Here is an 11,879-nt window from a genome sequence, read left to right as displayed (position 1 = left end):
ATCCGGCTCCGAGCCGGGTGGTTCATCAGCGTCGGCGCCGAATGCGGATGTCGCAGCCGGCGCCCCGGCTGCCGCGGGTGACGCTGCCTCGGCGGTTGCTGCTAGCGCGCTGCCCTGCTGGGCCAGAACCCGCGAAAACTGCTTGAGCTGTACCGCCGCGGCAGCCGCCAAGGTAGCGTCATCGAGCTGGCGCGCCTCCTCGAGCAGGCCCTGCAGAACCGTCAGCGCCAGCTCCGGCCCGAACCCCACTGTGGCATCCGCGGCGGCGGCCGGTTCCATGCTGCCTTTGTCCACCACCCACGCCAGGCGTTCGCGGCACTCCCTAATCGCCGCTGCGTGCCGCTCGTCGTCGCGGAGCTCCTTGTGGTGACGTTCCCGTTGTTCGGTCCGCAGGCGGAACCTTTTACCGGCCTGGAGCAGTGCCACCACCGCGACCAGGGCCACGATGAGGGCGGCCAATACTGCTGCCGCACCGCCGAACCCACCCGAGACCAGAAAGTCGCGCGCCGGCGGTAACGCCGGCATCCGCTCGGGCAGCCCTACCCCATCGGCGATGAAATTCTCTGGCGTACACGACATGACCTAACCTCGCTTACTCGTTTGACACGGGAACAAGGCGCGTGCTCAGCCACTGACGGCCATGCGCGGTAGTGATGTAGAACAGGTCCGGGTGCCGCCCGTCCTGGGTAATGACGATCGTCGTCGCTGGGGCCTGAGCAGACTGTGGTCGGCGCAGTGTCACCGTGATCGCACCGGTGGGCGCATCGCCGCTGGCGTCGCTGACGACAATCGCCTCAGGTGGTGGTGTGGTAGGTCGTATCGAGAATTGTTGCGGTGCAGCGTGATTGGCCAGGGCAGTCCACTGGCGAGGATCGGAGGTGTAGAGGGCAACCGGCTGGCCTGACAACGCCAGACGGGCGATGATGGCGATGTGGAACTGTCGGGTGCCGGTCACCGTGATCCGCACCGGCTCCGGTGAGGCCAGCCCCAGATATACCGGCTGGCGTGCGCGGTTGTAGCCGATCGGAACACCGATCGCCGCCGTCGGCCACCGCAGCGCCGCCAGCGTTGAGGGCACCACCTCGGTCGCGGGCAACTCGACGTCGGCACCCACCTCGATGCCGGTGGCTGCCAGCGCCGGCCCGATGTGTCGATGCAATCCGTGAAATCCCGCAAGACCGGGTAGCTGCCGGGGCGGCCGGGTGGCCGTCAGCGTGCCGACCACCGCCTCGGCGGTGGCTGGTTGGCGGCCGCGTGAACGTATGGTGAGCGCCACCCACGTCGCCTTGGTGTGCAAGGTGGTAAGGATTTCCAGGACGTCGGGCAGCGCTGAGGGATCCACGGCGTACACGGCGCGGAAGCCATCGGAATACTCTGTGGCAGTCCAGGTTTCCCTGCGCAGAGTTGCCGACGGCGGTACGAACCGAGGAAGTTCTTCCTCGTCGCTGAGGGTGGCCAGCCATCCCCGTTCCCGCAGTTCGGCGATGAGCCGGCGCGCCACGGTGTCGGCCAAGGCTGCGCGATGCGGTTGTGACCGCGAGGTGTCGTCGTCGGAGTTAACGCCGGCAGGACTTCCCAGGGTGGTGCGGCGGGCGGTCAAGGCCCCCACGTTGTTTTCGGCGCGCAATGTGTAGGTCAGCCACGTGTCGCGGTGCTGGCTGTTGGGACCGCTGAGCAGCGGCGCTGAGTCGCTGCGCAATCCGCTGGCCGGTGGGGTGCGGGTCACCGAGCAGACGGTTAGCGCGTCGGCGCGCACCCCATAGCGATCCAGCCAAGCGGTGATGAACTCCCAAGGAAGCTGGTCGCTGTGGTCGCCGGGGGCGGTCAGTGCGTGCGGATGGGGGCGCAGGTGAATGACGATACGGGCCTGCAGCGTGGCCTCACGCGTCGTCGACGGTCGCTGCACCGGGGGGGCGCTGCCCTGCCGGTGACCGCTGCGTTGGGCGCGTTGACGGCGGTTATGCCACGCCATCGGAGTCCAGCGGGCCACCGTCGTCGACACGTGCTGCCCGTGCCAGGACCCGACAAATGCGGCGATCGCCGCGGCGGCCGCGGCGTAGTGCCACCACTGGGGTGTTCGTCCAGGCGGCAACAGCGTTGCCCACCCGAGCAGCAGCAGCGAGGCCAGTGTTGTTAGGCGCCGCCAGCTGGGCCACGCTGGGGAGAAACGGGACGGCTCGCGGTTAGCGGTTGGTGCGACCACGGCGCATTCCAATCACGGTGACAGCGATGACGGCGGCTGCGATCGCCGCGAGGCCCGCACCAAAGGCGATCAGGCGGGGCAGCCGATTATCCGGTGCCGGTGGTGCCGGCGGTGCGACCCGCACGATCGGCATTTGCGCCGGCAGCGCATCGCCGTGAGGGATGTCCCAGGTGAGCGCGGCTACCGGGTCGATGACCCCGGCACCCACGAGGTTGGACGGTGCACGAGCGGCGTTGTGCGCCGAGGAGACCAGGCGGTTGACCACCTGACGAGAGGTCAGGTTGGGGAATTTGGAGCGGACCAGGGCTGCGGCGCCGGAGACGTAGGCTGCCGCGAAACTGGTCCCGTTGATGGCGACCAACGGCTCTTTGTTGGATGGCAGACCGTTGATGATGCCCGAGTTAGGGCCGTTGCCGAGTGAGACGACCTGTTCACCGGGGGCAGCGACGCCCACCCATGGGCCAGCCATGGTGAAGTTCGACGGCTGCCCTTCAGGGGTCAGGGAGCCCACTGATAAGACGTAGGGCTGCCAAAACGATGGCGTGGAAACGGTAGTGGCGCCGGCCCAATTTCGGGGATCATCGGGACGATTCGGATCGGTGAGCGGATTGCTGGTGCAGCTGCTCTCACCAGTGTTGCCCGCTGCGGCCACCACGACGATGTCTTTGTCGATCGCGGCATAGCGCACGGCCGCGCCCAGCGCCACTTGGTCGACCTGCTTGTAGACGGGGAAGCAATCGATCAGTGAAAGGTTGATGACTCGCACGCCGGGGATGTCGGCGGCGTGGCGGACCGCTCGAGCCAGCGTCGCGACGTCCCCGGCGGTCTTTGCTTGCTGGGCGTCTTGTCCCGACGGTGTCTTGGGTGCCCACTGCGCCGAGGTTTGGCGGATGGAGACGATCGCGGCCTCAGGTGCCACGCCGGCAAATCCGTCAGGGCCTTGCTGGGCTGCGATCAGCCCGGCGACCGCGGTGCCGTGGCCATCGCAGTCGAACAAGCCCCCGGCCGGTGGATCGATGTAATCCCCGCCCGGTGTGAGGTTGGGCAGGCGCGGCTGTGGTGTGACACCGGAATCGATCACCGCGACCACCACTCCCCTGCCGCGTGAGGTTTTCCACGCTTCGGGCAGATTGAGCATGGCCTGGCTAGGGGGCACAGCGGCCGGATCGAACCCGGGCATTGCGCCGTAGACCTGGCATTGCCCGTTCTGGCGCATTTCTTGGCCTGGAGCGGGCGGACCATCAGGGGGCAGCGCAGCTGGGTCGACGACCGGATATGCCAGCGCGGAGGCCTCAGGCACGGGGCTGCACACCACCAGCAGTGCGACGGTCGCGGCGAGTGAGGCCAGTCGGCGGATCATCACAATATCCCTCGGTTGCGGATGAGGCTGATCAGACCGATGAGCCACAACATGGCCGGCGGAATCGTGATCAGCAGGGCGTTTTCGAACAGGTCCAACCAGCGACGCTGCGGGATGGAAAGCTCGCGCGGTTTGACGGCCGCAGCGCCGAGCAGCACGAGCGTCAAAGCCACCACGGCGGCAACCGCGTACAGGCCAGAGACGAGGTGGCCGGCGGCGGTGAACGACACCGTCAGCGCGATCGCGGTCAGAAAAGGGGTCGCCAGAAACCACAGTGCCGGGATCGCTGAATCCCAGATCCGCATACGCAGCACGGTGACCGTGGTGGTGACCACCACCAGCCACCACGCCAACAGCGGCGGCGCGTCAGGCAACCACACCACCAACACCGAGCCGATCACCGACAGGATCACCGAGGCCGCGATCAGACCGCTCTGGTAGGAGTTGCACGTCGCCGTCTTACGGGGCAGATCTTCCAGTTCGGCCAGCGAGGACGCCGCGGGTGTGGGCTCGCCTGGCGCCGGCACATTCGGGAGCGGAAAGCGCGCCCACATCGCTGACACCGTCGGGGCATTGCTGGCCAACAGCAAGGACACCGCCAGCACTCCGCACCCCAAAGATAAGTACGGCAAGTGCCACAGGATCCGGGCGCCGGCAGCGGCCGCGATGGTGGCCGTCACGGCGACGACCGCGGTGTGGGTGGCCACCCAACTATTGGTGACAGCCAGCAGCAGCAGCGACCAGGCGAGCAGGAAAGCCGCTGCCAGGAAAACGCGCGGCGCCGCGGCATCCCCAGGCACTACCGCGGCGCCGGCCAACGCCAGCGGCGCAGTGGCCGCTAGACCCAGGCGTCCAGCGGTGGCTTGCAGGCCGCGCCGGTACAGCCAGAATGTGGCGGCGATGAAGACGACGGCGAGCGCACCCAGTGCTGCGGCCGACCACACGCGGTAGCCGCGGTGCGCGCCATAGATCGCCAGGCCGCACGTTAAGGTCGCCGCGGTGACCACCACCGCTTGGGCTGCGGTGCGCAACATGGCGTGCTCGAAGGGTTTGAACTGGCTGGCCGAATGGATCGCCGAGGCGTCAGCGATGTCTTCGACCACAGGTGGCGCCGTTGGGCCAGGCGGCAGCTTGCACAAGATGAGCTGTTCGCCGTCGTCGATGTTCAGCGTGGCCAAGGTGGCGTCCAAACTGAACGGTGTTCCCCCGAGTGGGGCCAGCGAGTAAGGGCGCAAGCCGTCGTCGTTGACGGCATCGGCTGGCACGTCGTCATCATCGCGACCCGTGGCCAGTGTTGCGCGGATTCGCGGAATCAGTTCCCGGATGGCCAGTGTGGTCGGCAGGGCCAAGTCCACCGCGGCGTCTTCACCGATGATGGCGACGCGGACTTGGCCGGTAGCAGCGGCCGGATCCATCGGTCAGAAACCCCCAGTTTCAGTCGTGCGGTGCTGATGCGGCCCCCGGGCGGGATAGTGCTGAGCGATCGCGCCGGCCAACGCCATTAGGGCCTTTCGGGCCCGCGATTTGAGTTCAACGAAGGTGACATCGCGTCCCTCGGCGAGGTGGACATCGTAGGGGATCCTGACCACGCTCACACCCGGGATCTTGGCGGTGAACTCCTGTTCGGCGTCATCGAGGTCCACCAGCGGCTTGTTCTTGAATGTCGAGTTCAAAGCGATCACCGTGCGGGGCAACAGGCGGGCGAAGCCGTGCGCCTGCAGCCACTGGATCGTGGTCCACGCGCCGTTGAGGCCGTCCGGGGCTTGAGAGGCAACCACGACCAGGCTGTCGACATAATTGGCGATGGTGGAAAACAGCGGTGATGTGATCGCCGTGCCGCAATCGAGCAGGATGACGTTGTAGTGCTTCTTCAGGGTCTTCATCGTCGCTTCGAAGTCTTGCGTGTTCAACGTGTAGGAGGAGCGCGGATTATTCTGGGCGCCAAGCATTTCGAGCCGGTCTTTGTTCTGCACGGTGAAGGTTGCGACTGTTGGATAACTGCTGGCGTCCTGCAGCGACGACAACGCCTCGATGTTGGCGTCGGCGCCGCCTTTTTGCTCGAACCGCGACGAGAGGTTGCCGAGATCGGTGTCGACGTCCACGGCGATCACCCGGTCCCCACGCTCGCGGGCGATCGCGCTGCCCGCGGCGACGGTCATGGTCGTCTTGCCCACGCCACCCTTGGCGCTGACAAACGCCACCACATAGACGTCGAGCAGCGGTGCGGTGATACTGCGGATGAGCTTGTCGTGCTCTTCTTGCTTGGCGCTGGGCCCGGGCGTGATGAGCCCGAAGGTCATTTGCGACACCAGCTTTCGCCAGCCCTTGCCTACCGGTCGGCGCCGCGAGGTGACGAACTGTTGGCCTTCGTCAAGCGCGCCGTAGCCGCTGGGTGCGAACGCTCCCGGTGAGATTGGCTGGTCGCCGAACAGCGGCTGGTGCGGGTCAGCGGCCGGTGGCTGCGAGGGCGGCGTCGAAGGCCAGCCCGCCGGCAGGTGCTGCTCATGCGGCTGCGGCGTGTCACTGAAAAAGCCGTCGAGGCCTTGCTCGTGTTGCGGGGGCTGGCCGCGGTGCGCGGCGATTTGGTCGAGTGAGATCTCGGCGGTCTTGTCGCTGGATGCCTCGTCGCCAGGCTGCCAAGCTGGATCCGGCTGGCGCGGTTCGGTATTGGGGCGCGCCGGTTCAGGCAGCTTGAACGTTGGCGCCCCGTGCGGGGCTGCATGTTGTGGCCGCGACGGCGGCGGGGCTGGCGCGCGGGTCGCTGGAGGTGGCAGTGGCTGATGCGGCGCCTCGGCGCCGGGAGTAGACCCCTGCTGAGGGGGCGGTGCCGCAGGCCACCGCACACGCTGGCCTGGCCCGGTGTCCGGTCCGTTGCTGGGCTGCCTGCCGTCCTCCTGGGGGGCGGCGCCAGCAGGATAGGGGTAGCGCTGGTCTGAGGTGGGCTGCTCGTGGTGGGGTGTGTCGTCTTGGGGGAAGGAATCAGAAGGTGTGCTCATCGCTTCGGTTTCTACTTTCGGGTTGGTAGAGGGTCAGATACTGAAGTTTTCGTCGGGGAACCACGATCCCGAGGGGAGGCGCTCGGTCAGGTCGCGCACCGCCATGGCGATCGAAAACGGTTCAGCGGGAGCGAAAATGGACACCCCGCCGGCACGTGGCTGCCCAGGTGTGGGGCTGACGAGGATCTGCCCGACCTCAGTGCTGATGATGTTGACACTGACATCGGTGTGATGGTGAGCGCCGTTGGTGGCCTCATGGGCGGTCAGTTCGACGGTGATGCGATCGCCAGCACGGGCCACTTCCATGATCTCGGCTTCTCGTTCGGGGATGCCGAGCTCGATGAGGGCTTCCATCAAGTCAGCGCCACGGGCGACGCGGTCGTCGAGCGCTTTGCCGGTGTCCATCGGCAGTGAGAACTCCTCGAAGCGAGCCGGCGGCTGGTCGGGGGGCAATCCCGCGGTGATGATCGGCACGATCGCTTCGCTGTGGGTCACCTGCATCGGCGTGAGCGTCACCATCTGCGCGTAGCGCAGCGCGACCACGGCATCTGGCGGTGAGGTGCGCGCCAGCACCCCCCGCAAGATCTGTTCGGGGTCGATCATGGTGCGCCATTCCAGCCACTGGCGCGGCTGGCATACGGTCTTAACCGCCTGCGCGACAGATGGTTTGATGTCCCCGTCTGCGTCAATGACGCCGGCCTCAACCAGCTCCGCAAGGCAGCGCTGGTTGAATGGTTCCCGCTCCCCTGGATCGACATAGGGGGCGGTGATCGCCAGCATCCACGGATAGGCCCCCACGCGCAGGTGGTCGGCGAGAAACCAGGCTTGGTGCGCGTCGACCTCGACCGCGTCGTACCTAGTCGTCATCAGCACCGTCTCCATCGGTGGGCAGCTTGGCTTGCTCCAATTCGGTTAGCACAGGTTCCAGGGCGCGCTCGACGATGAACGACATCGATGTCGTCCAGCGTTTTTCTTGAGCCCGAAGGCGTTTGAGGGTCCGCCGGTTGATCCGGATCGTGGTCGGGACCTTGTCGTCCTGGGCGAGAACGCGGGCGCTCAACTCCCGTACCAGGTCTGATTCAGCCATTGGCTACCCCTTTCGCAATGGGTCTTTTGCCCGCGCGCTCGCAGTAGAGCACATAAAGCGGACACGGCAAATAGATTGCCTATCTCGCTCGCCAATCATGCCCTCGCGCAGTCATCGCAAATTGTCGCACCCCGCAGAATGTGGGAAGCGAATCGGGCATCGCGACCGCCGCGCACAAGAAGGCCCAAGGCGCGATGCGCAGATGCTGGTATGCAGTCTGCGAGTATGCGTGACGCGCATCGCCAGGTATGCGCGACGTATGCGTATATGTGCGTTGTTCCCTGAAGACGGGTGGGCGCGCGGTCCACGTCTCGCCAGTGTCGCGAGGAGCTGTCATGATGGGGACCACGCGAGTGGACCCTTCAGAGTCTTTCAGGTCTAGCGCGTGCCTATCCGATCCCCCGCTCCCTTATCGTCACGTGACACGGAAGGATCTGTTCGCGGTCTCGAGGATTGGGTGATGCAGGCTGCATCACTGCGGAGCCCATGGCGGCCAAGAGCGCGTTGGCGCCAAATGACTTGCCGACCGTCATATGACTTATTACCCTAATACCGGTATTTAGAAAGGAGTGCTCGTGGCCCAGACGACAGCCCGCCCCGCCCGCCGAGCCAAGCCAGCCGGACGCAAAACCGCCAACCGATTCGCGATGCTGGCCGGCGGAGACACCGCACCAAGCACAGACCCCTCCCCCGCTACCGACTCCGCGGCCTCGGACGAAGGCACCGGCCTTATCGCGGGCATGTCAGCCATAGTCGCTAACGAAGCGCACCGGGTGGTCAAGATCCACGTGGCCGAGATCGCGCCGCACCCGTTCAACGACCCCCGGCGATCACAGCCGCAGCCCGGCGATCCCAAATGGGAAGAACTCCTCAACGGCGTACGTGCCAGCGGCGTACGGCTGCCCGTGCTGGTGGTCACCCGCGAGGCGTTCATGGCGGCGCGGCCATCGACCGCCGACAGCGCAACCGATGCGCGCTACGTACTGGTCTACGGTCACCGCCGACGCATCGCGGCGATCGAAGCCGGCCGAGACACCATCCCGGCCGTCGTCGACGACGCCATCATGGTCGACGACGGCGATCTGGACGCGATGGCTACCGAAAACCTTGGCCGCCAAGACCTCTCCGACCTTGCCGAGGGCGAGTTGTATGCGCGCTACTCAGAGATCGGACTGTCCCAACGCGCGATTGCCGAGCGGCTGGGCGTCGATCAAGCCACCGTGTCCCGCAAGCTCGCACTCAAGCTACTGGCTCCCGAAGTCCGCGACGCCGTCGATGACGGCCGGCTACCCAGCGCCGAGGCCGCGGCCTTGGCGGGCAAGCTGCCCTACGGTCCGCCTCGGCGCTGGCAGAAGACCAAGGACCCCGATCAGCACAGCGACCTGCGCCACAAGGAGCAAATGCAGGCCCTGCACCTGATCCTCACCCGTGGGATGATCGCCACCCGCGCCGCCGAGCGGGTCATCGCCGAGCGCACTGCCCGCGCCAAGGCCGACGAGTTAAGGATCCCCCTCGTCGAGGACCCTCGCGCCGAACTTGGCGAGAACTACCAACTCCACCGCGTCGCCGACTACGAGCCCGACGCCGAGGTCATCGGCGCCATCAACCCAGCATCAGGCGCCCTAGATCTCTACGCACGGCACCTCGCCGGCGAAGAGTTGACGTCGACGACGTCGAGCATCGGCGACGCGGCCGCCGCAGACCCAGCCGATCAGCCGGGCGCTCCTGAAGTCCTCGACCCGCCAACCGAATCGGATGCACCTCCTCCCCGAGCAGAAACAGACCAGGATCCAGGCCAAAGCGACGAACCGTCGCCGGACGCCGCCCAGCGACAGGCAGACGCCCAGGCCGCGGCCCAGGCCCAACGCGCAAGGCGGGAATTCTGCGCGGTACTGATCAATCAGCAGCCATCCAACGCCGAGCTCCTCAAGATACTGGTGGCTCAATACCTGTCCGGCGTGGCCGCGCGCAGCGCAACATCAGCGGTAAGCGCGCTGCTACGGGACTGGGACGCCACCGCTGACGGCCCAGCGGAGAAGGCGCGAAACGCCCGGGCCAGGCACCGGGCGGTGGCCGCGGCTGAACTCCACACCGCGGAACTCAAAGCCAAGGTCTGGGACGACGACGCCGTCGCCCACGTCAACCTGCTCATCAACCGAGCCGGCTACCAACCGACCCCATGGGAACGCCGCCAGCTCGAGGCCGCCGGCGCCTAAGTCACCCCGCATCGACCGTCACAACCGCCTCGGGTGATGCATGCTGCATCACCGACCCCACGCTCAAAGGAGATTATCGATGTCCACTTATACCGTCGCCAACATGTCTGGCAGCGTCGGGAAAACGACGACCGTCGTGACCACCGCCATCCAGCTCGCAGGCTCTGGCCTGCGGGTGCGCGTCATCGATCTCGACCCCCAAGCAAACGCCAGCACCTGGCTGGGCTACCCCGACATCAGCGGTGTGACCATCGCCGACGTACTGCGCCAGCAAGCCCCAATCGACGACATCGAACGGCCCGCTCGCATCATCCAGGGTTTCACCGACGCCGGCGAACCCCAATACGCCACCGACGAGGCCACCGAAATGCACATCGGCAACCTGACGGTCGTGCCCGCCGCCCGCTCGACTCTGGACAAACTGATGGTCGAACTACCGGCCGTGACCGGAGGCGTACTACGCCTGCGGGATGCCCTCGAAGCCGCCACTGCCGTTGACGTCACCCTTATCGACTCCCCCGGCTCCAACAGCGCACTAGTCACCACGGCACTGATCGCGTCCTCAGTCGACGAGGACGGCCCTTCCGGCGGATGGGGACTGATCACCTGCACCAAACCAGCAGGCAAGGAATCAGAAGGCATCCAGGCACTGCTGCAAGAACTCGCGATCATCAAAAAGACCTTCAGGATTGACATCCCGCTCCTGGCCATCGTGCCGTGCGCCGTGCCAGGCACCGGCGGCGTGTACCGCGAACAGATGGAGTACTTACAGGACGGTTTCGGTGACAAGGTCACACCGGCGGTCCGACGCAGCTCGATCGTGGATGAGGCCTACACCAACTACCTTCCCGTCCCGTTGTATGGATACCGAGCCAAAGACGTCAGCAAAGACTACGAGAACGTCATTGACCACATGAAGCGCCAAGGAATGTTCCGCCCAGCAGCCATCAAAGCCTAGCTCCGTGGACGGCCCTACCAAACCCAGCGACGTCAGCAAGCTCAACATCCCCACCGAGCTACACCAGAGGGCCCGCGCGGCGGTGCGCATCGTCGAGCGCGTCACAGGCCGCCGCTACACCATCGCCCAATTCACTCGGGAGGCCTTCGTCGCCCAGTTGCGCGTGATCGAGCACGACTACAACGACGGCCGCGAGATCCTCCCCGACCCACAACCCCTCGACCCGGGTCGCCGCTAAGGCGCGCTGACAGCCCCGCCGCCCCGCCCTGAGCGGTCGGGCTCATGCGGCGACGCTGCGCGCGACGCGACACTGGCGTCACGTTGCTAGCCTGACTGCCCACTGCTACCGCATTCAAGAAACCGGGCTGATCTCGCGTTACCTCATGAGAATCCGAAGCCGCGACTCTTTGCTCTGCGCCGCATCGGGAAACGAGGGACGGTGAAGGTCTCGCGCCCGCGACCGGCTCCCCCACTGCCGCCCCCCAAATAGCCCATGTGAACTGCGATATCCGGGCGATGACCGGACGACAAGACGTGTGAATCGCGGGCATTACACCGGATAACACGCGGGCCATCAACGGGTGACTGCCCGCCCTATGTACGAGTCTGCGTACGTGGAAGGGACGTCCGTGGTGCCGGGTCTAGCGCCGCATCGTCGTCGGCTGACTGACGCGTTGCCACACGCGCGGACAACGCACGTATGCCTGTGCGGCGCAACGTCCAACGCCTCAGCCAACTACCCGTACGGTGCGCCGCGTGATCACTCGCGTGAACACACGGCGGTCGCAACGCTCTAGGGCCATCCGTGCGTCCACAACATGTCCCGGACGCGCAGACGTCCGAATTGACGGCAGCAGAGTGCCGCGACCACACGGGCCGGTCGCCGCCCGTGCCCACGGGCGAACGATCGTCGGTCGCAACGTCCAAATAGTGGGCTAGGTAACGGTTCGACTTCACGTCCGTGCGCCTACATGACATCTCGCGGGTAGGTACGTACGTTGCGACGCATGACAATGACTGGGCCCGATGCGCGGGCCATCCTCGTGGCGAATCAGAAAG

10 protein-coding genes are annotated in these 11,879 nt (G+C 66.1%); 3 read left to right on the top strand and 7 right to left on the bottom strand.

Annotated features, from left to right (window positions below; genetic code table 11):
- The 7 genes from A9W96_RS06745 to A9W96_RS06715 all read right to left on the bottom strand — a co-directional run.
- Positions 1-579: hypothetical protein (locus tag A9W96_RS06745; protein WP_197499424.1), on the bottom strand; the 579-nt coding region annotated here is incomplete at its 3' end.
- A gap of 13 nt (positions 580-592) precedes the next feature.
- Positions 593-2,203 (bottom strand): hypothetical protein, encoded by a 1,611-nt coding sequence (locus A9W96_RS06740; RefSeq protein WP_231999614.1) that lies wholly within the window; start codon positions 2,201-2,203, stop codon positions 593-595.
- Positions 2,184-3,563: a type VII secretion-associated serine protease mycosin gene (mycP, locus tag A9W96_RS06735; RefSeq protein WP_067138559.1), complete on the bottom strand. Its 1,380-nt coding sequence runs from the start codon at positions 3,561-3,563 to the stop codon at positions 2,184-2,186. Before mycP ends, A9W96_RS06740 begins: the two co-directional genes overlap by 20 nt.
- Positions 3,563-4,978: a type VII secretion integral membrane protein EccD gene (eccD, locus tag A9W96_RS06730; RefSeq protein ID WP_067138553.1), complete on the bottom strand. Its 1,416-nt coding sequence runs from the start codon at positions 4,976-4,978 to the stop codon at positions 3,563-3,565. The genes mycP and eccD overlap by 1 nt, the downstream gene beginning before the upstream one ends.
- 3 nt (positions 4,979-4,981) lie before the next feature.
- Complete coding sequence (locus A9W96_RS32530; protein ID WP_067138551.1) at positions 4,982-6,559, bottom strand: MinD/ParA family protein; 1,578 nt, start codon at positions 6,557-6,559, stop codon at positions 4,982-4,984.
- A 33-nt stretch (positions 6,560-6,592) separates the two neighbouring features.
- Entirely contained in the window at positions 6,593-7,441 is an 849-nt protein-coding gene (locus A9W96_RS06720; RefSeq protein WP_231999613.1) for an ESX secretion-associated protein EspG, read from the bottom strand.
- Positions 7,416-7,646: a hypothetical protein gene (locus tag A9W96_RS06715; protein WP_065501424.1), complete on the bottom strand. Its 231-nt coding sequence runs from the start codon at positions 7,644-7,646 to the stop codon at positions 7,416-7,418. The genes A9W96_RS06720 and A9W96_RS06715 overlap by 26 nt, the downstream gene beginning before the upstream one ends.
- A 575-nt stretch (positions 7,647-8,221) precedes the next feature.
- Between A9W96_RS06715 and A9W96_RS06710 the strand changes: the two genes are divergently transcribed.
- The 3 genes from A9W96_RS06710 (at position 8,222) to A9W96_RS06700 (ending at position 11,058) form a co-directional block, all read left to right on the top strand.
- On the top strand, positions 8,222-9,862 hold the full coding sequence (locus A9W96_RS06710) for a ParB/RepB/Spo0J family partition protein (protein WP_067138555.1): 1,641 nt from the start codon (positions 8,222-8,224) through the stop codon (positions 9,860-9,862).
- A 79-nt stretch (positions 9,863-9,941) separates the two neighbouring features.
- Positions 9,942-10,820, top strand: coding sequence for a ParA family protein (locus A9W96_RS06705; RefSeq protein ID WP_067138549.1), 879 nt, complete (start codon positions 9,942-9,944; stop codon positions 10,818-10,820).
- Positions 10,821-10,824: 4 nt separating this feature from the next.
- Entirely contained in the window at positions 10,825-11,058 is a 234-nt protein-coding gene (locus A9W96_RS06700) for a hypothetical protein (RefSeq protein WP_231999612.1), read from the top strand.
- The last annotated feature ends 821 nt before the right edge of the window (positions 11,059-11,879 follow it).

The sequence above is a fragment of the Mycobacterium sp. 1245852.3 genome (assembly GCF_001669335.1).
Lineage (GTDB): Bacteria > Actinomycetota > Actinomycetes > Mycobacteriales > Mycobacteriaceae > Mycobacterium > Mycobacterium europaeum_A.
The sequence above is the reverse complement of the archived record's forward strand: the minus strand, read 5'-3'. Positions and strand labels throughout refer to the sequence as shown.